General features: G+C 69.3%; 23 protein-coding genes, 2 tRNA genes and 1 pseudogene. 9 read left to right on the forward strand and 17 right to left on the reverse strand.

Annotated elements, in window-relative coordinates; genetic code table 11:
- Positions 1–32: 32 nt before the first annotated feature.
- The 7 genes from ACEN96_RS17315 to uvrC all read right to left on the reverse strand — a co-directional run bounded on the left by ACEN96_RS17315 (position 33) and on the right by uvrC (position 5,997).
- Positions 33–108 (reverse strand) — tRNA-His (locus ACEN96_RS17315).
- A gap of 125 nt (positions 109–233) precedes the next feature.
- Positions 234–2,150, reverse strand: a complete 1,917-nt coding sequence (locus tag ACEN96_RS17320; protein ID WP_495584328.1) for a peptidylprolyl isomerase — start codon at positions 2,148–2,150, stop codon at positions 234–236.
- A 102-nt stretch (positions 2,151–2,252) separates the two neighbouring features.
- Positions 2,253–2,328 (reverse strand) — tRNA-Val (locus tag ACEN96_RS17325).
- Positions 2,329–2,338: 10 nt separating this feature from the next.
- Positions 2,339–2,611 (reverse strand): HU family DNA-binding protein, encoded by a 273-nt coding sequence (locus ACEN96_RS17330; RefSeq protein ID WP_067270581.1) that lies wholly within the window; start codon positions 2,609–2,611, stop codon positions 2,339–2,341.
- A 108-nt stretch (positions 2,612–2,719) separates the two neighbouring features.
- Positions 2,720–3,286 (reverse strand): CDP-diacylglycerol--glycerol-3-phosphate 3-phosphatidyltransferase, encoded by a 567-nt coding sequence (pgsA, locus tag ACEN96_RS17335; protein WP_495584329.1) that lies wholly within the window; start codon positions 3,284–3,286, stop codon positions 2,720–2,722.
- A gap of 75 nt (positions 3,287–3,361) precedes the next feature.
- On the reverse strand, positions 3,362–3,916 hold the full coding sequence (locus ACEN96_RS17340) for a hypothetical protein (protein WP_495584330.1): 555 nt from the start codon (positions 3,914–3,916) through the stop codon (positions 3,362–3,364).
- 32 nt (positions 3,917–3,948) lie between these two features.
- A complete protein-coding gene (gene uvrC / locus ACEN96_RS17345) occupies positions 3,949–5,997 on the reverse strand; it encodes an excinuclease ABC subunit UvrC (protein ID WP_495584331.1) in 2,049 nt (682 codons plus the stop codon).
- 32 nt (positions 5,998–6,029) lie between these two features.
- Between uvrC and earP the strand changes: the two genes are divergently transcribed.
- Positions 6,030–7,088, forward strand: coding sequence for an elongation factor P maturation arginine rhamnosyltransferase EarP (gene earP / locus ACEN96_RS17350; RefSeq protein WP_495584332.1), 1,059 nt, complete (start codon positions 6,030–6,032; stop codon positions 7,086–7,088).
- Positions 7,089–7,233: 145 nt separating this feature from the next.
- On the forward strand, positions 7,234–7,788 hold the full coding sequence (gene efp, locus ACEN96_RS17355) for an elongation factor P (RefSeq protein WP_416763127.1): 555 nt from the start codon (positions 7,234–7,236) through the stop codon (positions 7,786–7,788).
- Positions 7,789–7,877: 89 nt separating this feature from the next.
- On the opposite strand, the gene ACEN96_RS17360 is transcribed toward efp, so the two are convergent.
- The 6 genes from ACEN96_RS17360 to ACEN96_RS17385 all read right to left on the reverse strand — a co-directional run bounded on the left by ACEN96_RS17360 (position 7,878) and on the right by ACEN96_RS17385 (position 13,129).
- Complete coding sequence (locus ACEN96_RS17360) at positions 7,878–8,189, reverse strand: hypothetical protein (RefSeq protein WP_495584333.1); 312 nt, start codon at positions 8,187–8,189, stop codon at positions 7,878–7,880.
- 95 nt (positions 8,190–8,284) lie between these two features.
- Positions 8,285–9,145, reverse strand: a complete 861-nt coding sequence (locus tag ACEN96_RS17365; protein ID WP_495584334.1) for a 2OG-Fe(II) oxygenase — start codon at positions 9,143–9,145, stop codon at positions 8,285–8,287.
- Positions 9,146–9,202: 57 nt separating this feature from the next.
- Positions 9,203–9,988, reverse strand: a complete 786-nt coding sequence (gene yaaA / locus ACEN96_RS17370) for a peroxide stress protein YaaA (protein WP_495584335.1) — start codon at positions 9,986–9,988, stop codon at positions 9,203–9,205.
- Between the two features lie 117 nt (positions 9,989–10,105).
- Entirely contained in the window at positions 10,106–11,473 is a 1,368-nt protein-coding gene (locus ACEN96_RS17375) for a TolC family outer membrane protein (RefSeq protein WP_495584336.1), read from the reverse strand.
- 258 nt (positions 11,474–11,731) lie between these two features.
- Positions 11,732–12,385, reverse strand: a complete 654-nt coding sequence (locus ACEN96_RS17380) for a protein-L-isoaspartate O-methyltransferase family protein (RefSeq protein WP_495584337.1) — start codon at positions 12,383–12,385, stop codon at positions 11,732–11,734.
- A 48-nt stretch (positions 12,386–12,433) separates the two neighbouring features.
- The gene (locus tag ACEN96_RS17385; protein ID WP_495584338.1) at positions 12,434–13,129 is read right to left on the reverse strand and encodes a TetR/AcrR family transcriptional regulator; all 696 of its coding nucleotides are present in this window, start codon (positions 13,127–13,129) and stop codon (positions 12,434–12,436) included.
- Between the two features lie 145 nt (positions 13,130–13,274).
- Here ACEN96_RS17385 and ACEN96_RS17390 point away from each other — a divergent pair, with 145 nt between their 5' ends.
- The 4 genes from ACEN96_RS17390 (at position 13,275) to mnmH (ending at position 18,690) form a co-directional block, all read left to right on the forward strand.
- A complete protein-coding gene (locus tag ACEN96_RS17390) occupies positions 13,275–14,102 on the forward strand; it encodes an undecaprenyl-diphosphate phosphatase (protein ID WP_495584339.1) in 828 nt (275 codons plus the stop codon).
- A gap of 70 nt (positions 14,103–14,172) precedes the next feature.
- Positions 14,173–14,991, forward strand: a complete 819-nt coding sequence (gene map, locus ACEN96_RS17395) for a type I methionyl aminopeptidase (RefSeq protein ID WP_495584340.1) — start codon at positions 14,173–14,175, stop codon at positions 14,989–14,991.
- 16 nt (positions 14,992–15,007) lie between these two features.
- Positions 15,008–17,626: a [protein-PII] uridylyltransferase gene (locus ACEN96_RS17400; RefSeq protein WP_495584341.1), complete on the forward strand. Its 2,619-nt coding sequence runs from the start codon at positions 15,008–15,010 to the stop codon at positions 17,624–17,626.
- Complete coding sequence (gene mnmH / locus ACEN96_RS17405; RefSeq protein WP_495584342.1) at positions 17,623–18,690, forward strand: tRNA 2-selenouridine(34) synthase MnmH; 1,068 nt, start codon at positions 17,623–17,625, stop codon at positions 18,688–18,690. Before ACEN96_RS17400 ends, mnmH begins: the two co-directional genes overlap by 4 nt.
- A 92-nt stretch (positions 18,691–18,782) precedes the next feature.
- Here mnmH and ACEN96_RS17410 read toward each other — a convergent pair whose 3' ends face one another.
- From ACEN96_RS17410 to ACEN96_RS17425, 4 genes and pseudogenes are all read right to left on the reverse strand, one after another.
- Positions 18,783–19,190, reverse strand: coding sequence for an FKBP-type peptidyl-prolyl cis-trans isomerase (locus tag ACEN96_RS17410; protein ID WP_495588631.1), 408 nt, complete (start codon positions 19,188–19,190; stop codon positions 18,783–18,785).
- Positions 19,164–19,508, reverse strand: a pseudogene (locus tag ACEN96_RS17415) (FKBP-type peptidyl-prolyl cis-trans isomerase); the annotation flags it as partial. The gene ACEN96_RS17410 and the pseudogene ACEN96_RS17415, both read right to left, overlap by 27 nt.
- Positions 19,509–19,561: 53 nt before the next feature.
- On the reverse strand, positions 19,562–20,467 hold the full coding sequence (gluQRS, locus tag ACEN96_RS17420; RefSeq protein WP_495584343.1) for a tRNA glutamyl-Q(34) synthetase GluQRS: 906 nt from the start codon (positions 20,465–20,467) through the stop codon (positions 19,562–19,564).
- Positions 20,464–21,426, reverse strand: coding sequence for a LysR family transcriptional regulator (locus ACEN96_RS17425; protein ID WP_495584344.1), 963 nt, complete (start codon positions 21,424–21,426; stop codon positions 20,464–20,466). Before ACEN96_RS17425 ends, gluQRS begins: the two co-directional genes overlap by 4 nt.
- A 121-nt stretch (positions 21,427–21,547) precedes the next feature.
- On the opposite strand from ACEN96_RS17425, the gene ACEN96_RS17430 reads away from it, so the two are divergent.
- The 3 genes from ACEN96_RS17430 (at position 21,548) to ACEN96_RS17440 (ending at position 23,553) form a co-directional block, all read left to right on the forward strand.
- Entirely contained in the window at positions 21,548–22,270 is a 723-nt protein-coding gene (locus tag ACEN96_RS17430) for a pirin family protein (RefSeq protein ID WP_495584345.1), read from the forward strand.
- A gap of 114 nt (positions 22,271–22,384) precedes the next feature.
- Entirely contained in the window at positions 22,385–22,915 is a 531-nt protein-coding gene (locus ACEN96_RS17435) for a hypothetical protein (protein WP_495584346.1), read from the forward strand.
- Positions 22,843–23,553 (forward strand): DUF599 domain-containing protein, encoded by a 711-nt coding sequence (locus ACEN96_RS17440; protein WP_495584347.1) that lies wholly within the window; start codon positions 22,843–22,845, stop codon positions 23,551–23,553. The genes ACEN96_RS17435 and ACEN96_RS17440 overlap by 73 nt, the downstream gene beginning before the upstream one ends.
- Positions 23,554–23,572 lie beyond the last annotated feature (19 nt).

A 23,572-nucleotide genomic window follows, 5' to 3' on the forward strand; every position in this document is an offset into this window, starting at 1 on the left:
ACTTGCGTCTTGCGGGGGTTTTTTCTATCCGGTGGGGTGGCTGATGGGACTCGAACCCACGACAACCAGAATCACAATCTGGGACTCTACCAACTGAGCTACAGCCACCGGCGAAGACATAGATTATGGCCGACTTTTCCCTCTGTAGGAAGCACTTTCTGCGGTTCTCTTGAAAATTCCTTCCAGAGCACCGCAGGTCCGCGCGAATGCCGCCCAGAGGCCCGGCCGCGGCCTCAGTTGGCCGGCGCGGAGGCCGCCGCCGTCGCCTTCAGCGCCGACGGCTTGATCGAGGCCTTGTACTCGGCCTTCAGCACGTTGTAGTAGCTCTGCATCTCGGCGGTGCTCCAGGCGCGCGCGTACTGCTCGGCCGCGCGCTTGGCATCGATCAGCGCAGGGTCGCGCGGCAGCAGCTTCTCGATCTTCACGACGATGTAGCTGCCCTCGCCCGCGTCCACGCCGACATAGGCCGGCAGCTTCGACGCGTCCGCGCGCAGCACGGCGTCCAGCGCCTTCTGCGGCAGCACGCCCGGCTTGGCGCGCGACACGGTCACCACCTCGCCCAGGCCCTTGGCGTCGCCGCCCTTGCGCAGCTCGGCCAGGCGCGCTTCGCCCGCCTTCTTCGCGGCCTCGGCCGCGTGCTCCTGCACCCAGGCCGCGGTCACCGCCGGCTTGACCTCGGCCAGCGCCGGCACGCGCGCCGGCTTGTAGTCGACGACTCGCGCCGACACCAGCTGGTTGCCGCCGGCCTCGACGGCCGCCGTGTTGCGCTTGTTCTTCAGCGCGTCGTTGTCGAACACCGCCTCCAGCAGCTTGGCCGAAGCCAGCGGGCCGGCCGCGTCCGGCGCCGGCTTGCGGCGCACCGTCGCCTTCTGGATCGTCAGCTTGAACTTGTCGGCCGCCGGCTTCAGCGAATCGCTCTGCTCATAGACCGTGTTGCCGAAGTCCTCGGCCATCTCGCTGTAGCGCTTCTGCGCCAGCTGCTTGCGCAGCTCGGCCTCGATCTCGGCCTTCACCGTCTCGAACGGACGCACCTGGCCGCCGCGCACATCGGTCAGCATGATGATGTGATAGCCGAAGTCGGACTGCACCACGTTGCTGATCTCGCCCTTCTTCAGCGCGTAGACGGCGTCCTCGAACGGCTTGACCATCGCGCCCTTGCCGAAGAAGTCCAGGTCGCCACCATGCGCGGCCGAGCCCGGATCCTGCGAGTTCTTCGTCGCGACCTCGGCGAAGCTGGCCGGGTTCTTGCGCACTTGCGCCAGCAGCTCCTCGGCCTTGGCCTTCGCCTTGGCCTTGTCGGCCGCCGGCATGTCCGCGCCCGCCTTGATCAGGATGTGGCTCGCGCGGCGCTCCTCATCGGTCGTGTAGCGGGCCTTGTTGTTCTCGTAGAACTTCTGCGCCTCGTCGGCCGGCACCGTCACGCCGGCCTGCAGCGCGGCGGCGTCCAGCACGATGTACTCGATGTCGGCGCTCTCGGGCAGCTGGAACTTCGCGGACACCTTCGGATCCTTGTAGTAGGCCTCGAGCTCGGCGTCCTTCGGCGCCAGCGTCGCGGCGAAGTCCTTCGCGGCGAACGGCTGGAACTGCACCTCGCGCTGCTGCAGCAGCGCATCGAAGGCCAGCGTGGCGCTGGCCTGCGTGGGCAGCGCGCTCTGCGCCAAGGGGCCCAGCACCGAATTCATCTGCAGCTCCTGGCGCAGGCGCTGCAGCAGGCCGTCCACCGTCAGACCCTGCTGCGCGGCGATCTGCTTGGCCACTTCAGGATTGCGCAGCGGCGCGAACTGCGGGTCGTTGCGGATCAGGTCCAGCAACTGGTCGTCGCTGATGCTGCGATGCTCGTCGGCCACCACCGCGGCCAGCACGCGCTCGCGCAGCAGGTTCTCCAGCACGTCCTTGCGCACTTCCGGCGAGTCGAACACCTTCGGGTCCATCGTCGGCGCCTGCTGGCGCATGCGCTCGGTCTGCTGGCGCTGCGCCTGGTCCCACTCGGACTGCGTGATCTTGCGGCCGTCGACGGTCGCGACCGTGGCGTTGCTGCCGTCCATGAAGCGGCTGTAGCCCTCCACGCCGAGCAGCACGAAGGACGGCAGGATCAGGATCAGCAGCAGGAACTGAAACAGCCTCGTGTGCTTGCGAACGAAATCAAACATCAACAACCTCGGGTCATTTCACATACGACAAAGGCGAACCGGGGTTCGCCTTTGGGCCGCGGCATTCTAGTCCACGGGAACCATGGACCTGCCTCGGATTTCTGGTGGGCGCTGACGGGCTCGAACCGCCGACAATCTCCGTGTAAGGGAGGTGCTCTACCAACTGAGCTAAGCGCCCGGCATCTGGGTCAGTTCACCGCGTCCTTCAGGGCCTTGCCCGGACGGAACTTGGGAACCTTGGCCGACTTGATCTTGATCGCCTCGTTCGTGCGCGGATTGCGGCCGGTACGCGCGGCGCGCTTCGTGACGCTGAAGGTGCCGAAGCCCACCAGCGACACCGTCCCGTTCTTCTTGAGCGTGGTCTTCACGCCGCCGATCACGGCCTCCAGCGCGCGCCCCGCGGCGGCCTTGGAAATGTCCGCCTGCTTGGCGATGTGCTCGATCAATTCGGACTTGTTCACGAAGGTATCCCCTCATTGGTTTGCCAGGCCGCCGAACGGCGCGGGAAGCGGATTCTAGACGCATTGCCCGCACCAACCGACAAGGGGGAAGTCCCGATACAAGGGGCGTCAGCGCGCCTTGGCCCGGATCTCGGGCAGCGCCTTCTGCAGGTAATAGACCATCGACCAGATGGTCAGCACCGCGGCCAGATAGATCAGCCAGGTGCCCCACAGCCGGGTGTTGATGAGGCCGAACAATCTGCCGTCGAACAGCAGGAAGGGGATGGCCACCATCTGTACCGTCGTCTTGAGCTTGCCCAGCATGTGCACCGCCACCGAGCGCGAGGCGCCGATCTGCGCCATCCATTCGCGCAGCGCGGAGATCGCGATCTCGCGTCCCACGATCACCAGCGCGACCAGCGCGTCCACGCGCTGCTGCTCCAGCAGCACCAGCAGCGCCGCGCAGACCAGGAACTTATCGGCCACCGGATCCAGGAAGGCGCCGAAGGACGAGGTCTGGTTGAGCCTGCGCGCCAGGTAGCCGTCCGCCCAGTCGGTCAGCGCGACCGTGATGAACAGGACGGTGGCCAGCAGGTTTTGATGGGCAGGCGCCATCTGCAGGTGGAACACCCCGACGATCAGCGGGATGGCCACGATGCGGGCCCAGGTCAGCAAGGTTGGCAGCGTCCAGAACATGGGCGGCATTGTGCCCAGGTTTCGGTGTGCCCGGTCCCCGGTCTTCGCTGAATCGGCGCGGGCCGCGCGCGGCCTTCAATCGTCCAGCGTGCGCGGCTTGAAGCGGCGGTCGTCGTCGAAGAGGAACACCTCGACGAACTTCCAGGGCTTGGGCAGCCGGCTGACATCGCCGAACGGCGCGGCGCGGCGCACCGCGGCGATGGCGACCTCGATGGTGTCCTCGGCCTGCGTGGGCTTGCGCAGCACGCGGATGTGCTTGATCGAGCCGTCCTGGTTGAGCTCGATCTCCAGCACCGGGATCGCGAGCAGCTCCGGCGGGACCTCGCCCATGTAGGTGCCCTCCGGATTGGCCGCGACCATGCGCATCGCCGCCTGGCGGCGCAGGTCCTCGTGCGTGGTGACCGCACGCGGCGCCGGCAGCGGCAGGCCGCGGCGCACCGCCGGCGGCGTGGGCACCGGCGTGGCCGGCGCGATCGGCGTGGCGGCCATCTCGCGCGGCGGCTCCTGCGCCGCGGGCGGCGAAGGCGCGCGCGAGGCCGGCGCGCCGCAGGCCGCCAGCGACAGGGCCAGCGCCAGCCTGCCGGTCCAGCGCGCCAGGCGCTTCACTGAAGTTCGATCGATGGTGTCCATTTGCCTTTGCTTTCCCAACATCCGCGCGCCGTTCAATGCAGCGCGCGGTAGATCTCCTCGGCCAGCTCGCGCGAGATGCCCTTGACCGAGCACAGTTCCTCAACGCTCGCGCCGGCCACGCCGCGGACACCGCCGAAGCGCTGCAGTAGCTGCGCGCGCTTCTTCGGCCCGACGCCGGGCACGTCCTCGAGCCGCGAGCCGCCGGTGCGGATCGACGCCCGCTTGGCCCGCATCCCGGTGATGGCGAAGCGGTGCGCCTCGTCCCGGATCTGGGCTACGAGCATCAGCGCCGCCGAGTCGCGCCCGAGGTACACCTTCTCGCGGCCGTCGGCGAAGACCAGTTCCTCCAGCCCCACCTTGCGGCCCTCGCCTTTCTCCACCCCGACGATCAGGCCCAGGTCGACGCCGAGCTCCTCGAAGACCTCGCGCGCCATCGACACCTGCCCCTTGCCGCCGTCCACCAGCACCAGGTCGGGCATGCGGCCGGTGCCATTCTGGGCGGCCTCCGCCATCTTGCTGTAACGGCGTGTCAGCACCTGGCGCATCGCCGCGTAGTCGTCGCCGCCGGTGATGCCCTCGATGTTGAAGCGCCGGTACTGGCTGCTCTGCATCTGGTGGCCTTCGAAGACGACGCAGGACGCCTGCGTCGCCTCGCCGGCGGTGTGGCTGATGTCGAAGCACTCGATGCGGAACTTGTCGAGCTCGGTGACGCTGAGGTCCAGCGCATCGACCAGCGCGCGCGTGCGCGCCTGCTGCGAGCCCTCTTCCGACAGCAGCCGCGCCAGCGCGATCTCCGCGCCCTTCATGCACATCTCCTGCCAGATGCGGCGCTGGCCGCGCGGCTGCGCCTGCGTCGTGACGCGGTAGCCGGCCTGCGCGCTCAGCGCCTCGGCCAGCGCCGGATCGACCGCGTCCGACAGCACCAGCAGCGACGGCACCGGCATCTCCAGGTAATGCTGGGCGATGAAGGCCTCCAGCACCTGGCGCTCGGGGCTGGGCGGCGTACCGCCGGCGGGCGCGACTTCCTCGTCGTCCAGCAGCTGGACGGCGGTGGCGTCGTCGACGTGCTTGGGGAAGTAGGCGCGATCGCCCAGATGACGGCCGCCCCGCACCATCGCCAGGTTCACGCAGGCGCGGCCGCCCTGGAGCCTGACCGCCAGGATGTCGACGTCGCGATCGCGGCCGGTGGCGCTGTTCTCGTCGACCGCCTGCTGCTGCAGCACCTTCGACAGCGCGGTGATCTGGTTGCGGATGCCCGCCGCCTGCTCGTACTCGAAGCGCTCGGCGTGCGACATCATCTGCGTCTGCAGCGCGTCCATCACCTCCTGCGTCTCGCCGAGCAGGAAGCGCTCCGCGTTGCTGACATTGCGCCGGTAGGCGTCGTTCCGCCCTTCGGGCACGCAGGGGCCGGTGCAACGATGGATCTGGTGCAGCAGGCAGGGGCGGCTGCGGTTGTTGAAGACGGTGTCCTCGCAGGTCCGCAGCTGGAAGACCTTCTGGATCAGCTGGATCGACTCCTTCACCGCCCAGGCGCTCGGGAACGGGCCGAAATAGCGATGGCGCTTGTCGACCGCGCCGCGGTAGTAGCTGATCCGCGGCCAGGCGTGGCCGGACAGGCGCAGGTAGGGATAGCTCTTGTCGTCGCGGAACAGGATGTTGAACCGCGGATTGAGCGCCTTGATCAGGTTGTTCTCGAGCAGCAGCGCCTCGGCCTCGGTGCGCACCACCGTGGTCTCGAGCCGCGCGATACGCGCGACCATCATCCCGATCCGCGTCCCGCCATGGTCCTTCTGGAAATAGCTCGAGACGCGCCGCTTCAGGTTCTTCGCCTTGCCGACGTAGAGCACCTGATCCTGCGCGTCGAAGTAGCGATAGACGCCGGGCAGCTGCGGCAGCGCGAGGACCTCGGCGAGCAGGCGGTCGCGGACCTCGCGCGCGGCGCGTTCCAGGTCGGCCACGCGGCGCGATTCGGCGGCCTCGATGGCGGCGGACTGCGGGGTGCCGGTGTCCGCGGGGGAGTCAGGGGGCGCGGAAGGATTCGGATCCGGCACTTCGCTGGCGCCGGCGGGGATCGTGCTCATGGGGCGCGATTGTGCCGCTTGATAATCGCGCGATGCCGATCTGGGACATCTTCTGCCGCGTCATCGACAACTACGGGGATCTCGGCGTCTGCCTGCGGCTGGCGCGCGATCTGGCGCGGCGAGGCGAGCAGGCCCGGCTCTGGTGCGACGACCTGTCGCCGCTGGCCTGGATGCAGCCGCAGGCGGTCCAGGGCCTGGCCTGCCGGCCCTGGGACGAGAGCGCCCAGGCCGCGCCGGGCGATGTCGTCGTCGAGACCTTCGGCTGCGAACTGCCCGCGCCCTTCGTCGCCGCGATGGCGGCACGGCCGGTCCGGCCGGCATGGATCAACCTCGAATACCTCAGCGCCGAAAGCTACGTCGAGCGCAGCCACGGACTGAAGTCGCCGCAGTTTTCCGGCCCCGGCGCCGGGCTCGACAAGTGGTTCTTCTATCCCGGCTTCAATGAACGCACCGGCGGGCTGCTGCGCGAGCCGGGCCTCCTCGAGGCGGCGGACTCGCACGGCGGCGAGGCGTGGCTTGCGGCGCGCGGCTGGGGACGCCGGCCGGGCGAACGGGTGCTGAGCCTGTTCGCATATCCGCAGGCGCCGCTGGCGCCCCTGCTCGAGGCCCTCGGCCCCGGCTGGCTGCTGCTGCTCTGCCCGGGCGCGCCGCAGGCCGCCGTGCCGCCGCTGCTGCGCGACGGGCAGCGCGCGCTCGCGCTGCCCCACCTGACGCAGGACGGCTACGACCACCTGCTCTGGTCCTGCGACCTGAACCTGGTGCGCGGCGAGGACTCGTTCGTCCGCGCCCAATGGGCCGGGCGGCCGATGCTGTGGCAGATCTATTTCCAGGAGGACGGCGCCCACGGGCCGAAGCTGGACGCCTTCCTGGACCGGTCGCTGGCTGGCGCCGAGGCGCCGCTGCGCGCGCGCTGGAGCGCCCTTTCCCGAGCCTGGAACGGGCTCGCGCCCTGGACCGCGGACGCGGCGGCGGCGCTCCGGGAACTGCCGGCCGCGGCCGCGCATGCGCACGCCTGGCGTGCCAAATTGGCCGCGCAGGCGGATTTGACCTCGCGGCTGCAGGCGTTTGCACGGCGCGCGAGTGGCGCGTGACAGGCCTTTCGAGCTAGAATGCGCGGCTTTTCGCGTTCTGAACGCGCGGTTTCCGAACCAGCGCCGAACGCCTCACACCGCCGGAACAGTTCGGATCTCCAAGCATCCAAGTGACTGTGCCCGGACCCAATCTCCCGGAATCATCATGAAGATCGCTCAAGAAATTCGCGCCGGCAACGTGATCATGCACGGCAAGGACCCCATGGTCGTGCTGAAGACCGAATACAGCCGCGGCGGCCGCAATGCCGCGACGGTGCGCATGAAGCTGAAGAGCCTGCTGAACAACTCCGGCACCGAAGTCGTCTTCAAGGCCGACGACAAGATGGACCAGATCATCCTGGACAAGAAGGAGTGCACCTACACGTACTTCGCCGATCCGATGTATGTGTTCATGGACACCGAGTACAACCAGTTCGAGGTGGAAGCCGAGAACATGGGCGACGCCATCAACTACCTGCAGGACAGCATGGAAGTGGAAGTGGTGTTCTACGACGGCAAGGCGATCTCGGTGGAAATGCCCACCAGCGTCGTGCGCGAAGTGACCTGGACCGAGCCGGCCGTCAAGGGCGACACCTCGGGCAAGGTCCTGAAGCCCGCCAAGATCGCCACCGGTTTCGAAATCCCCGTGCCCATCTTCGTGGCGCAAGGCGACAACATCGAAATCGACACGCGTACCCACGAGTACCGCAAGCGCGTCTGAGCCTCCGGCCGGAGCCCAATGAAAAAGCAGCCCTCGGGCTGCTTTTTTCGTTGGGGCGCGCGGCACGGGGATCGGACCGCGGCCCGTCTTCAGGCGCTGGCGCTGCGCTTGGCCTTCCTGGCCTTGCCGGCGTGGGCGACCTTCTTCGAGCCGGACTTCTCCGACGACGCATGCTGGGCCGGCTTCTTCGCACCGGACTTCTTGGCCGTGTGCTTGCCCTTCTTCGCCGTCTTGCCGGCGGCCTTGTGCTTGGCGCCGGACTTGGCGGGCTTGGCCGCCGGGGCGGCCATGTCGGCCTGGGCGGCCGGAATCGGCGCCGTCGCGGGCGGCATCGGCTGGCTCTGCGCCTGCGCGAGGGTGGCCAGCAAGGCGGTGCTCAAGGCGGCGATCAACGACTTCATGAGAGTTCCTTCTTCAAGACAACGAACGCCGGCCCGTCCCAGGATGGCGGCCGGCGCGATGGGCCGAGTCTAGCGCCCGGCCGGTCAAGGCCGCGTCAAACGAACTCGCCCTGACGTAACCATTTCGTGGCGACCCATTTCTCGCCCTCGATCACGGGCGCGCCGCCGTGCAGCGTCAGCGTGCTGGGATCCGGCCGGTCGTAGCTGAAGAACACGGCGTTGCCCTTCTGCGCCATCACGTCGAGCTTGATGTCCGGAAACACCGTCGCGCCGCCGCGCTCGGGCGTGTTCAGGTACATCACCAGGGTCGCGACGCGCTGGCCGCCCCGATCCAGGATCGCCTTGCTGCTCGCATGGCGCGGGTCGAAGTAGTCGTAATGCGGCTGGTATTCGGCGCCGGCGCGGTAGCGCAGCACCTGCAGGCCTTCCCCATTGCGGACCGGCCAGTTCACCAGCGACGCGATGCGGCGCTCCACGCGCGCGACGACCTCGTTCTCGCCCCGCTCGAAGAACATGCCCTCGCTGGTCCGGGCCGAGTTCACCTCGCTGCCCTCGCGCCGCGCCGCGACCGTCTCCGAGCGCGCCAGCCGCGCCCCCGCGGCGGTGACGATCGCGTCGCACTCCTCTTCCGAGAGCAGGTTCCCGAACACGATCACCCGGGGCCGCTGCAGCGCCATCACGATCTGGACGCGGTGACCGTCCGGCAGCAGCACGCTGCGCTGCTCGCTGAAGTCGGGTTCGGGCAGCGTGCCGGGCTCGATGGCCGGCTCGGGAAGCTCGGGCAGCCGCAGCGGCGGCTCGAACGGCCGGTGCTCGGCCAGCGCCTGCTGCGCCATGTCGGGCTGCCAGCCGCTGGTCAGCATCGCCTGGTACAGCGCTTCGCGGGTGATGCCATTGGCCAGTTGGGCGGCCACCCAGTCGCGCAGTTCCGGCGTGAGGTATTGCGTGGTGCTCATGTCCGCGACAGTATCAAAAGGATCCGTTTCCGCTTGTATCGAGGCCCTTCAAGCGGCTCACTCGGCGATCCGGCGCCGGAAGACCAGCCGGTCCGGCTCGCTCGCCTCCGGGGCGTATGCGTAGCCGTCGGCGGCGAACTCCAGCAGCCCCGCCGGCGTGCCGACGCGCTGCTGGATCGCGTAGCGCGCCATCAGGCCGCGCGCCCGCTTCGCGAAGAAGCTGATGACCTTGTAGCGGCCGCCCTTCCAGTCCTCGAACTGGCATTCAATGACGCGCGGCTTCAAGGCCTTGCGCGCGGCGGCCTTGAAGTACTCCTGCGAGGCCAGGTTGACGATCACCGGCGCGGTGAGCTGCGCGCTCTGCGCGTTCAGGTGCTCGGCGATGACGTCGCCCCAGTAGGCGTAGAGATTGCCGCCCTTGTCGTTCTTCAGCGCCGTGCCCATCTCCAGGCGATACGGCTGCAGCCGGTCCAGCGGCCGCAGCACGCCGTAGAGCCCCGACAGGATCGCCAGGTGGCGCTGCGCCCATTGCAGGTCGTCGATCGACAGCGTCGCGGCCTGCAGGCCGTCGTACACGTCGCCATTGAAGGCCAGCGCGGCGGGCTTGCTGTTCTTGTCGGTGAAACGGGTCGACCACGCGTGGTAGCGCGCGACGTTCAGCGTCGACAGGGCCTCGGAGATGTCCATCAGGCCACCGATGTCGGACGGCGACTTCGTCTTGAGGATCCCGATGAGCTCGGCCGCCTGCGGCACGAACTGGGGGCGGCTCGCCAGCGCGGCCAGTTCCGGCGGCGTGGGCGTGTCGTAGTCCAGGGATTTCGCGGGGGAAATGACGTACAGCATGGGGGCGGATTGTCGCGCGGGATGGACGCAAGACCTGTCACCGGCCGCTCGCGGCGCGGCCCGGATGCACGAAGGCCGCCCGCGGGCGGCCTTCGCCGGATCAGGTCCGCGGGCGCCTTACTTCGCCAGCAGCGTGTTGATCGCGCTGACGTCCTCGGGGCGCAGCTGGCCGGAGGCCTGGCGCAGCTTGAGGCTGTTCACCAGCACGTCGTAGCGCGCCTTGGCCAGGTCGCGCTGCGTCGTGTAGAGCTGGGTCTGCGCGTTCAGCACGTCCAGGTTGACGCGCACGCCGACCTTGTAGCCGAGCTGCGTCGCCTCGAGCGCCAGCTTGGACGAGGCCTCGGCGGCCTCGTAGGCCTTGACCTGCGCCTGCAGCGACTGCACGCCGAAGAAGGCGCGCTTGGTGCCCTCCTCCACGCTGCGGCGGGCGAAGTCCAGGTCGTTGCGGGATTTCTCCTCCAGCGCCATCGTTTCCTTGATGCGGTTGGTGATCGCGCCGCCGCTGTAGACCGGCAGGTTCACCGACACGCCCAGCGTGCCGGACTTCGTGGTGCCGGTGTAGCTGAGGCCTTCGCCGGTCTGACGCTGCACGCCCAGCGTGGCGTTCAGGTCGACGGTCGGATAGCGGGCCCCTTGCGCGCGCTCGATCTCGATCTTGGCGATGTCCAGGCCCAGCTGGGCCTTGCGGATGGAGGGATGGGCGCTCTCGGCCTGGCTCACCCAGGGCTCGACGGTGGACGGCGCCACCGGCGGCAGCGCCACGGGCACGGCCAGCGGACGCGGCTCGACGCCGGCGCGGCCCACCAGTTGATCCAGCGTCACGCGCTTGACGCGCAGGTCGTTGTCGGCGGCCAGTTCCTGGGCGGTCGCCAGGTCATATCGGGCCTGCGCTTCGCGGGTGTCGGTGATCGTCGCGGTGCCGACCTCGAAATTTCGCTTGGCCGAGGCCAGCTGCTCCGCGATGGCAGCCTTGTTCGCGCTCGACGTCGACAGCGTGTCCTTCGCCGCCAGCACGTCGAAATAGGCCTGCGCCACGCGCACGATCAGGTCCTGCTCGGCGTTCTGCAGATCGGACTGGGCGACGTCGACGCCCAGGCGCGCCTGCTCGATGCTGCCGGCGTTCGGGCGGTTGAAGATCGCGTACTTCGCGTTCAGGCCGGCGTTGGTCGTGGTGTTGCCCTGCCAGCCCGGATTGGTGGTGCCGCCCAGGGTGGGGATGGCCGGCAGGTCGGTCTCGCTGCGGGTGGCCCCGACGCCCAGGCCCACCGACGGCCGTGCCAGCGCCTGCGTCTGGCCGTAGCGGTACTGGGCCGAATCCGCCGTCGCCCGGGCCGCCAGGTAGGTGGCGTCGTAGGCGCGGGCCGCGTCGTACAGCTCTTGCAGGCTCTGCGCCTGGGCCGCCCCCCCCATCAGCGCGAGCGCCGCGGCGAGAAGCGAGACCCGCGGCAGGCGGGAGGTCGGAGACGTACGGCGTTCAGCGGCCATGAGGCATCCTCGTATCGATGTAATGTTCTTCGGATCGGTCCGACTGCGGACCGGCCGCGACAACGCCGCGGCCGGGATTCAGTAGCTCGGCACGGCCGGATCGATCGCCTCCGATCCGCCTGACGGTGCCGCGGGCGAGGTTATAGATCACCTCCCCCGCCTGTCTCGAAAGAAATGCGACGACTTGCAGACTTCGCACCCCTTGTTGGCAATACGGCGCGACGGGCTGCTTGCCGGGCCAGCCGCGCCGCCGGCCGCTCAGAACGTGAAGTGCGAGGCCGTGTCGAAGCCGTCCAGACGCTGGACGACGGTCTCGAACAGGTTTTTCGTGGCGAACTCGCGCTCGCCGGTGCGGGTGACGATGCGCGCGGTCATCGCGGGCTCCTCGCCGACGATCACGCCCATGCGCCCGCCGATCTTGAGCTGGTCCAGCAGCGCCTGCGGCGCCTGCGGCACCGAGCCCGACAGCAGGATGACGTCGAACGGCGCCTCGCCGGGCAGGCCCTTGACGCCGTCGCCGGCCACGACCGTCACGTTCAGCACGCCGTTGCGGCGCAGCGCGTCGCGCGCCTGCGCGGCCAACTGCTCGTCCTTCTCGACGGTGAAGACCTGCTGCGCCTTGTGGCCCAGCAGCGCGGCCATGTAGCCGCTGCCGGTGCCGATCTCGAGCACCTTCTCGTGGCGCTCGATCTGCAGTTCCTGCATCCAGCGGGCCTCGACGCGCGGGGGCAGCATCTTCTGGCCATTGGCCAGCGGCAGCTCGACGTCGGTGAACGCCACGTTGCGATAGGCGGCCGGCACGAAGTCCTCGCGCTTGACCACGGCCAGCAGGGCCAGCACCGAGGGATCCAGCACATCCCATGGACGGATCTGCTGTTCGATCATGTTGAAGCGGGCTTGTTCGAAGTTCATGTTCAGTCCTCTGGGCGGCCCCATGGCGCGCCGAATGCGGGCGGTATTCTAGGCGGGCGGGCGGGCCGTGGCCGGATCGCGCGGGCGGTTGAGAAGTCCCTCGAACATGAGTTCGAGCTGCAGGTCCAGCACCTGCTCAGGCGTCGGCTTGTGGGTATGCGCGACGCCGGCCGCGCCGATCGAATGCTGGTGCAGCACCAGATGCAGCACCGGACCGATCAGCACCATCACGGTCGCGTCCGGGTCGACGTCGCGGAACTCGCCCGAGGCGATGCCGCGCTGCACGACCTCGGCCAGCAGCGCGCAGCTGGGCTCGATGACCTCGGCGGTGTAGAAGGCGGCCAGCTCGGGGAAGTTGCCGGCCTCGCTCATCATGATCTTGTGGATGCCGCCGGCCGGGGTCAGGCCCAGGCGCTCCCACCAGCTCCACAGCATCCAGGTCAGCAGTTCCGCCATCGAGCCCTGGTGCTTGCCCAGCTCGGCGACGCCCTCGGCGATCTTCGCGCCCAGCGACTCGCGGACCACCGCCTTGAAGAGCTCTTCCTTGGAGGGGTAATAGAGATAGAGCGTCCCCTTGGACACCCCCGCCCGGGCGGCGACCTCCTCCGAACGGGTGGCGGCGAAGCCCTTCTCGACGAACAGCGACAGCGCCGCCTCGAGCAGCTCCTGCGGCCGCGCCTCCTTGCGCCGTTGACGGGCGGAGGGGGGCGCCGGACTGGCGGTCTTGGCGGAAGCGCGAGGCATGGGGATGGGCGGGACTGCTAACTGACTAACCGGTCAGTAATGTAGCTGTGGGCTTTCGAGGCGGTCAAGCCGGTCACGACCCGCGGCTATGATCCGCGCCGACCGCCTCCGGACCCGCGCGAGGCGACCCGAATTGGAGTCGAAGTTGGACACTGTGCTGCTGATCAAGGCCGCGATCATGGGGATCGTCGAGGGCCTGACCGAATTCCTGCCGATCTCGTCGACCGGCCACCTGATCCTGGCGGGCTCGCTGCTCGGCGGTTTCGAGGACGCCCGGGGCAAGGTCTTCGACATCGCCATCCAGACCGGCGCCATCCTGGCCGTGGTCATCGTCTACTGGCAGCGGCTGCGCGAGACGGCCGCGGGCCTGGGCAGCGACGCGCGCGCGCGCAGGTTCGTGCTGAACGTGGCCATCGGCTTCCTGCCGGCGGTGGTGCTGGGCCTGCTGTTCGGCAAGGTCATCAAGGAGCACCTGTTCACCCCCATCGTGGTGGCCAGCACCTTCATCCTGGGCGGATTCATCATCCTGTGGGCGGAGCGCCGCCAGCAGACCGCGGTGCGCATCCAGGACGTCGACCAGATGTCGCCGCTGGACGCGCTGAAGGTCGGCTTCGTGCAATGCCTGGCGATGGTGCCGGGCACGAGCCGCTCCGGCGCGACCATCATCGGCGGCATGCTGCTGGGCCTGTCGCGCAAGGCGGCCACCGATTTCAGCTTCTTCCTGGCCATCCCGACGCTGATCGGCGCCGGCCTGTACAGCCTGTACAAGGAGCGCGCGGTGCTGTCGGCGGCGGACATCCCGCTGTTCGCGGTGGGGCTGTTCTTCTCCTTCGTCAGCGCCTGGATCTGCGTGCGCTGGCTGCTGCGCTACATCGCGAGCCACAGCTTCGTGCCCTTCGCCTGGTACCGCATCGCCTTCGGCATCGTGGTGCTGGTGACGGCCTACACGGGCGTGATCGTCTGGGCCGATTGAGACCGGCGCCGGGGAGGCGCCGGGCCTTCCCCCGGCGAGGGGATGGCCAAGCGCCTAAAATGCGCGCCCTATGACCATCACGATCAAGACCGGCGCCGACATCGACGCCATGCGCATCGCCGGCCGTCTGGCGTCCGAGGTGCTGGACATGCTGACCCCGCACGTCAAGCCGGGCGTCACGACCGACCACCTCGACAAGCTGGCCCACGACTACATCGTGAACGTCCAGCAGGGCATCCCCGCCCCGCTGCACTACCAGCCGCCGGGCTACACGCCGTACCCGAAGTCGATCTGCACCTCGATCAACCACCAGGTCTGCCACGGCATCCCCAACGACCGCCCGCTGAAGAACGGCGACATCGTCAACATCGACGTCACCGTGATCAAGGACGGCTGGCATGGCGACACGAGCCGGATGTTCGTCGTCGGCGAGGGCTCGATCGCCGCGAAACGGCTGTGCTCGTTCACCTACGACGCGATGTGGAAGGGCATCCAGAAGGTCAAGCCCGGCGCGCGCCTGGGCGACATCGGCCACGCGATCCAGACCTTCGCCGAGAACGCCGGCTTCAGCATCGTGCGCGAGTTCTGCGGCCATGGCATCGGCCAGAAGTTCCACGAGGAGCCGCAGGTGCTGCACTACGGCCGTCCGGGCACGCTCGAGGAGCTGGTGCCGGGCATGGTCTTCACGATCGAACCGATGATCAATGCCGGCCGGCGCGAGATCCGCGAGATGGGTGACGGCTGGACCATCGTCACCAAGGACCGCTCGCTGTCGGCGCAGTGGGAACACACGGTGCTGGTCACCGAAACCGGCTACGAGATCCTGACCCAGTCCGCCGGCACCCCGCCGCCGCCGGAATTCGTGCAGCCGCCGGCCGTCCCGGCCTGACCGCCGCGGAGCGTCCATGAACGCCAGGATGCCCGGCGGGGCCGGCGCTTCGCCGGTGGCCGAACTGCGCCAACGCTTCAAGGCGGGCAAGCAGGCGCTGCTCGAGGAATTCGCTGCCGCCAAGACCAGCGTCTCCGCCGCCACGCGGCTGATGCGCCAGCTGGCCAGGCACGTCGACGCCAGCCTGCAGGCGCTGTGGGCCGATGCCGGCATCGCCGCGGCGGCGCCGGACGCGGCCCTGGTCGCGGTCGGCGGCTACGGGCGCGGCGAGCTGTTCCCGCATTCGGACGTCGACGTCCTGGTGCTGCTGCCCGAGGGCCTCGCGCCCGACCAGCCCGGTCCGCTCAAGCAGGCGATCGAGGCCTTCATCACCTCGTGCTGGGACATCGGGCTGGAGATCGGCTCCTCGGTGCGCACGCTGCGGGAATGCCTGGACGAGGCCGCCGCCGACGTCACCATCCAGACCGCGCTGCTGGAGTCGCGCTGGCTCGCCGGCTCACGGCCGCTGGTGCGGCGCTTCGACAAGGCCTTCTGCAACGCGCTGGATCCGCGCGCGTTCATGCGCGCCAAGACGCTGGAGATGCGCCAGCGCCACACCAAGTACGAAGAGACGCCCTACGCGCTCGAGCCCAACTGCAAGGAGAGCCCCGGCGGGCTGCGCGACCTGCAGGTGCTGATCTGGATCGCGCGCGGCGCGGGCCTGGGCAAGACCTGGCCCCAGCTGGCCGCCAAGGGCCTGATCACGCCCTTCGAGGCCCGCCAGCTGCAGCGCAACGAGGGCCTGCTCAAGACCATCCGCTGCCAGTTGCACCTGGTGGCGCGGCGGCGCGAGGACCGGCTGGTCTTCGACCTGCAGACGGCGGTGGCGGAAGGCTTCGGCTACGAGTCCACGCGCTCGCTGCGCGCGTCCGAGAAGCTGATGCGCCGCTACTACTGGGCGGCCAAGGCGGTCACGCAGCTGAACCAGATCACGCTGCTCAACCTCGAGGACCAGATCAACGGCACGCAGGGCAACGAGCCGCGTCCGATCAACGCGCGTTTCCTGGAGCGCAGCGGCATGCTGGAGATTGCCGCCGACGATCTCTACGAGCGCGAGCCGCACGCGATCCTCGAGACCTTCCTGATCTACCAGCAGGCGCCCGGCATCCGGGGCCTGTCCGCGAAGACGCTGCGCGCGCTGTACAACGCGCGCGGGCTGATGAACAGCGCGTTCCGGCGCGATCCGGCAAACCGCGCGATGTTCCTGCGCATCCTGGAGGAGCCGCAGGGCCAGACCCACGCGTTCAGGCTGATGAACCAGACTTCGGTGCTGGGCCGCTACCTGTGGGTGTTCCGGCGCATCGTCGGGCAGATGCAGCACGACCTGTTCCACGTCTACACGGTGGACCAGCACATCCTGATGGTGCTGCGCAACATCCGGCGCTTCTTCATTCCCGAGCACACGCACGAATACCCGTTCTGCTCGCAGCTGGCGGCGCAGTTCGACCGGCCCTCGCTGCTGTACATCGCGGCGCTGTTCCACGACATCGCCAAGGGACGCGGCGGCGACCACTCGGACCTCGGCGCGGTCGAGGCGCGGCGCTTCTGCCGCGCGCATGGCCTGCCCAAGGCGGACGCGGCGCTGGTGGTGTTCCTGGTGGAGCATCACCTGACGATGTCGCGCGTCGCGCAGAAGGAGGACCTGTCCGATCCGGAGGTGATCCAGCAGTTCGCGCGGCGGGTGAAGGACGCGCGCACGCTGACGGCGCTGTACCTGCTCACCGTGGCCGACATCCGCGGCACCGGGCCCAAGGTCTGGAACGCATGGAAGGGCAAGCTGCTCGAGGACCTCTACCGGCTGACGCTGCGCGCGCTGGGTGGCGCCAAGCTCAACATGGCGGCCGAGATCGAGGCGCGCAAGCAGGAGGCGCGGCAGGAACTGGCGCTGAAGGCGCAGTTGCCGGGCACCGAGGACGCGTTGTGGAAGACGCTGGACCTGAGCTACTTCGCGCGGCATGACGCGCCGGACCTGGCCTGGCATGCGCGGGCGCTGTGGCGCCACGTGGAGAGCGCCGAGCCGGTGGTGCGCTCGCGGCCCTCGCCGGTCGGCGAAGGCCTGCAGGTGCTGGTCTACGCGCGCGACCAGCAGGACCTGTTCGCGCGGATCTGCGGCTACTTCGATGGCGCGGGCTTCAACATCCTGGACGCCAAGGTGCACACGACGCGCAGCGGCTATGCGCTGGACACCTTCCAGGTCATCGCGCCGGAGCTGGACCTGCATCACCGCGACCTGACGGCGCTGGTCGAGTCCAAGCTCGGCCAGGCGCTGGTGGCGCCGGGGCCGCTGCCCGAGCCGCGCAAGGGCCGGCTGTCGCGGCGGGTCAAGAGCTTCCCCTTCACGCCGCGCATCTCGCTGCGGCCCGACGAGCGGGCACAGCGCTGGCTGCTGTCGGTCAGCGCGACCGACCGCGCCGGCCTGCTCTACGCGATCGCGCGCGTGCTGGCGCGGCATGGGATCAACCTGCAGCTGGCGAAGGTGTCCACGCTCGGCGAGCGCGTCGAGGACACCTTCCTGCTCGATGGCGCGGCGCTGCAGCAGAGCCGCATGCAACTCCAGATCGAGAGCGAGCTGCTGGACGCGCTGTCCGTTCAATGAGCCAGTACCACGTCATCCCCTCGGCCGACGCGTTCGCGCGCCTGGGGGAATTCAGCGCCGTCATCGACGTGCGCTCGCCCGGCGAGTTCGCCGAGGACCATCTGCCCGGCGCGCTCAACTGGCCGGTGCTCGACAACGACGAGCGGCGCATCGTCGGCACGCTGTACAAGCAGGATCCGCTGGAGGCCCGCAAGCTCGGCGCGGCGATGGTGGCGCGCAACATCGCCCGGCATCTCGACACGCACCGGCCCATGATGCAGAAGCACTGGCGGCCGCTGGTGTACTGCTGGCGCGGCGGGCAGCGCTCGGGCGCGATGAACTGGTTCCTGAACCAGATCGGCTTCAAGTCGCTGCAGCTCGTCGGCGGGTACAAGGCGTTCCGGGGCGAGGTGCTGAAAACGCTGGGAGAGCAGCCGGGCCGCTTCGACTTCGTCGTGCTGTGCGGCCGGACCGGGTCGGGGAAAACGCGGCTGCTGCAGGCGCTCGCGGCGGCGGGGGCGCAAACGCTCGATCTGGAGGCGCTGGCGCGCCATCGCGGGTCGGTGCTCGGCGCCCTGCCCGATCAGCCGCAGCCCAGCCAGAAGGCCTTCGACACGGCGCTGTGGCAGGCGCTGGTCCGGCTGGATCCGGCAAGGCCTGTCTTCGTCGAGAGCGAGAGCCGCAAGATCGGCGGCGTGCAGTTGCCGGAAGCCCTGCATCTGCGGTTGCGGCAGCACGGGCGCTGCGTGTGGATCGACATGGCCGAGGCAGGGCGCGTGCAGTTGCTGCTGGAGGATTACGCCCATTTCAAGGCGGATCCCGAAGGGTTCAATGCACTCATCGCCGGGCTGGCGACGCTGCGCGGCAGGGAACGCGTCGAGCGATGGCAAGGAATGGCGCGAGGCGGGCAATGGGCCGAGCTCTTCGGGGAGCTCATGCGAGAGCACTACGACCCGGGGTATGAACGGTCGCTGACCAATCACTTTCCGCAGTTGGCCGCGGCGCCTCGGGTCAGGCTGGAGGACACCAGCGTGAGCAGCACCGGCAGCGCGGTGAATGCGCTGCTGGCGATCGGGAGCAGCTGAGCGCTGGCCACCAGCCCCCTCTCCCCTGCCCTCTCCCCCCTCGCGGGGGGCGAGGGAGTTCTAACTCAGCAGGGGTTGGGGGGCTCGCGCGGTCAGACTGCAAGCAGTTCCACTTCGAAGAGCAGCGTCGCGTGCGGCGGGATGACGCCGCCGGCGCCGTACGCGCCGTAGCCAAGTTCCGACGGAATGACCAGGAAGCGCGTGCCGCCGACCTTCATTCCCTGGACGCCTTCATCCCAGCCCTTGATGACTTCCCCGGCGCCCAGGTGGAAGCGGAACGGATCGCGCCTATCCTTGGACGAATCGAACTTGCGTCCCCGCTGCCCGTCCTTGTACAGCCAGCCGGTGTAGTGCACCGTGACGCGCTTGCCGGCTTCGGCGATGGCGCCCTCGCCTTCCTTGACGTCCTCGAACTGGAGTCCGGAGGCGGTCTTGGCGAGGTTGCCCAGCGTCAGCGGCTCGGAACCGCCAGACACTCCGAGCAGCTCCACCTCGAACATGAGCGTGGCATTGGGCGGAATCACGCCGCCCGCGCCGCGGGCGCCATAGCCGAGCTGCGGCGGGATGACCAGCACGCGCGTGCCGCCGACCTGCATGCCTTGCACGCCTTCATCCCAGCCCTTGATGACCATGCCGCCATCGAGTTCAAACTCGAACGGCTCGCCGCGATCCTTGGACGAATCGAACTTGGCGCCCTTCTGGCCGTCCTTGAACAGCCAGCCGGTGTAATGGACCTTCACATCCTGGCCGGCCTTGGCGGTGGCGCCGGTGCCTGGCGTGGTGTCGTCGAATTGCAGGCCGCTGTCGGTCGTTTGCATGGTGGGAGGTCCTCAAAAAGCGAAAACCACGATCATGCCAGCCGCCGAAGGCCCTATCGCATGCGCAGCCGTGCGCTCCACGCCCGTACGGCGTGCGCGAGCCAGTCGGGCGTGGTCGAAGCGTCGATCACGGGCAGCCCCAGCCGCGCGCCGGCCCGCCTCAACGCGGCGAGCGGATCGCGCAGGTCCAGCGCCAGCGCGCCGTTCTGCTTGGAGAGCTTCTCGCCGTTCTCGCCGAGCACCAGCGGCGTGTGCAGATGGCGCGGCTCCGGCAGCCCGAGCAGCTGCTGCAGCCGGATCTGCCGTGGCGTGTTGTCGGCCAGATCCTCGCCGCGGACGATGTCCGTGATGCGCTGCCAACCGTCGTCGACGACCACTGCCAGCTGGTACGCCCACAGCCCGTCCGCCCGCTTGAGCACGAAATCCCCGACCTCCGCCGTCAAGTCCTGCGACTGCCCGCCCAGACGCCGGTCCCGCCAGTCGACGCGCAGCGGCGCATCGCCGGCGAGCGTGGCGGTGCTTCTCAGGCGCCAGGCGCGCGCGGGCTTGCCGTTCAGGCCATGCCGGCAGGTGCCGGGATAGACGAGTTCGCCATGCCGCGGCTTGTGCCCGCCGCGGGCCGCGATCGCCTCGGCGATGTCCTTGCGCGAGCATCCGCACGGATAGGCCCACCCCGCCGCGACCAGCCGGTCCAGCGCCTGCTGGTAAGCCGCGCCGCGCCTGGACTGCCACACCGGCGGTTCGTCCGGCAGCAGCCGCGCCTGCGCCAGTTGCGACAGCACGACGGCATCCGCGCCGGGCGGGCAGCGCGGCCCATCCACATCCTCGATCCGGATCAGCCAGCGCCCGTCATGCGCGCGGGCGTCGAGCCAGCTCGCCAGTGCCGCGACCAGCGAGCCTTCATGCAGGGGCCCCGTCGGCGACGGCGCGAAGCGCCCGACGTAGCGGCCCGGACTCACAGCAGCAGGCCCTCGTGCTGCTCCAGCAGCGAGCGCCGCGTGGCCTCGCTCTTCAGGCGTTCCAGCCACCAGGCCAGCGCCTTCGCCGGCCGGTGGCCGGTGTTGCGCCAGGCGTAATGCATCGGCGACACGCGCACGCCCTGGAAGGTCTGCTTCATCACGAGCCGGCCGGCCTCGACATGGCGCCGCACCATCGGCGTCGGCAGCGAGCCGACCCCGAGTCCGCGCAGCATCGCCTCGAGCTTGACCGCCATCGACGGCACGGTCAGCACCTCCTGCCCGGGCACCACGCCCACCGTCATCGGCGCCAGATGACGCGCGGTATCCGCCACCGCCACGATGCGGTGCCGCGCGATGTCGGCCGAGGTCAGCACCCCCTCGAACCCCGCCAAGGGGTGATGCGGCGCCACGCAGAACACCATCTCCATCGGCCCCAGCACCTCGCACACCACCGAGCTGCCGGGCGGCTGCGCGGTGGTGCCGATGGCCAGGTCGGCCTGGCCGGAGATCAGCGCCTCCCAGGTGCCGGACAGCACCTCGGTGCGCAGCTTGAGCCGGGTCGGCGGCGCCTTGCCGTCCTCCTTCTGCTCATAGAAGGCTTCCATCAGATCGAAGATCGCCCGCCGCGCGACCGCGTCGTCGAAGGCGATGGTGAGCTCGCTCTCCCAGCCGGTGGCCACGCGCTTGACGCGGTTCGCGACCGCGTCCATCTCCTGCAGCAGGCGCCGGCCCTCGGTCAGCAGCTCCTGCCCGGCCGCCGTCAGCACCGCCTGGCGCGAGCTGCGGTCGAACAGCAGCACATCCAGCGCGTCCTCCAGCTGCCGCACCGAGTAGGTCAGCGCCGACGGCACCTTCCCCATCTCCCGCGCCGCCGCCGCGAAGCTGCCGCTGCGGGCGATGCTGTCCATCATGGCCAGCGCCTCGGGCGTCAGCACCCGTCGTTTGTCTTGCTGTGACATCCCTTCATCTTATTTGAACGCTGGCTTCAAGGCCCCTCCCCCTCGGGAGAAGCCCGCTTGCCTACAGTGAAGTCATCGCAAACACAGCAGGCCCGGACGGGCCGGACAAAGGAGCATTCAAATGCGTGAAGTCATCAAGTCCTCGGACCGCGGCCATGCCGATCACGGCTGGCTGAACAGCTTCCACAGCTTCTCGTTCGCGGACTACTACAACCCGCGCCGCATGGGCTTCGGCCCGCTGCGGGTGATCAACGAGGACCGCATCGCCGGCGGCACCGGCTTCGGCACCCACGGCCACCGGGACATGGAGATCATCAGCTACGTGCTGAGCGGCGAGCTGGCGCACCAGGACAGCATGGGCAACGGCAAGCCCGGCGGCGCCAACGCCGGCGTGATCCGTCCCGGCGACGTGCAGCGCATGAGCGCCGGCACGGGCGTCATGCACAGCGAGTTCAACCACTCGAAGGAGGGTGAGACCCACTTCCTGCAGATCTGGATCATGCCGGACCGCCAGGGCGTGACGCCGGGCTACGAGCAGAAGCACTTCGCCGACGCCGACAAGCGCGGCCGGCTGCGCCTGGTGGCCTCGCCGGACGGCGCGGACGGCTCGGTGTCCATCCACCAGGACGCGCGCCTGTACGCCGGACTGTTCAATGGCGATGAACGCGCCGAGCTGCCGCTCGACGCCGGCCGGCTCGCCTACGTGCATGTGGTGCGCGGCCAGGTCCGCGTCAACGGCGAATCGCTGGGCGCCGGCGATGCGCTGCAGCTCGCCAAGGAGGACCGCCTCGCGGTCGAGGCCGGCCAGGACGCCGAGGTGCTGGTGTTCGATCTGCCGGTCTGAGCCTCCCCCCGGCGGGCGCCCTTGGAACTCCGCTTCCAGCGGGTCGCACTGCCGCCCTGCCCGGACCGGCCGGCCACATGTCGCGGCCGGCCGGCGTCCGGGCGGAGTCTCGCGATGCCAGTTCGCCTGCCGTGCCTCGTTCAGCCGCCGCCCGTGTCCATGGGCTGCCCCGATACCCAACCGCTGGCGGCGCGGGGCGGCCTGCTGGCCGGCCGCGGCGAACGGCCCGCCGACCACGGCGTACGCGTCGACGGCACGCGCCCCGGCTTCGGCCGCCGTTCCCCGCTCACCGCCGGCCGCATCGCCACGGCGCGCCGCGTGATCGACATTCGGTTCGATCCGGAGACGGGCGGCTTCGAGTGCCTGAGCTGCCAGTCCACGGGCTTCGAGCTGCCCGCCTGGCTGGGACGGTCGCCGGAAGTCCAGGTCGTCGACGCCGTGCTCAAGGGCCTGGCCGCCCACGTGGCGGCCGCGCTGATGGACCTCTCGACACTGCTGGCGCTGTGGCCGCAGGACCCGCCGCCGGACCCGGCCGAGGCGGACGCGGCGCGGAGCGCCCCTACACTCGCGCGATGCCCACGCTCCGCCCCCTGCTGTCCGCGCTGCCACTGCTCGATTGGTTCGCGCTCGCCCTGTACTTCCTGACCTGGGTGGGCTATGCCCAGTTCTCCAAGCGGCATGCCGAGGAACGCGGCTCGCTGCTCGCCATCACCAACCGCGTGCGGCGGCAATGGATGCTGCAGCTGACCTACCGCGAGATGCGGGTGCTGGACGGCGCGGTCAGCCAGGCGCTGCTGTCGAGCCCGTCCTTCTTCGCCTCCACGACCATCCTGATCATTGGCGGCCTGCTCGCCGCGCTGGGCGCCAGCGAGCAGACCAGCGCGCTGGTGCTGGAGCTGCCCTTCACGGTGAAGACCAGCACGCTGGTGTTCGACCTCAAGCTGGCGCTGCTGACCGGCATCTTCGTGTACGCCTTCTTCCGCTTCACCTGGAGCATGCGGCAGTACACCTTCGGGGCACTGCTGGTGGCGTCCGCGCCGGAGGCCGGCCAGTTCGCGCAGCTCGGCCACGAGGCCCGCGAGCAGTTCGCCGACCGCGCGGGCGCCGTCGTCGGCATGGCCGCGGAAGCCTTCAACGACGGGTTGCGCGGCTACTACCTCGCGTTCCCGGTGGTGGGCTGGTTCTTCTCGCCCTGGGCGCTGATGCTGGCCGCCGCGGGCGTGGTCTACGTGCTCTACCAGCGCGAGTTCCGGTCGGAAGTGCTGGAGAAGCTGCGGCCCTGAACGCCCGGCGGCGGCGCGG

It is taken from the genome of Roseateles sp. Mitsp63, from assembly GCF_059491535.1.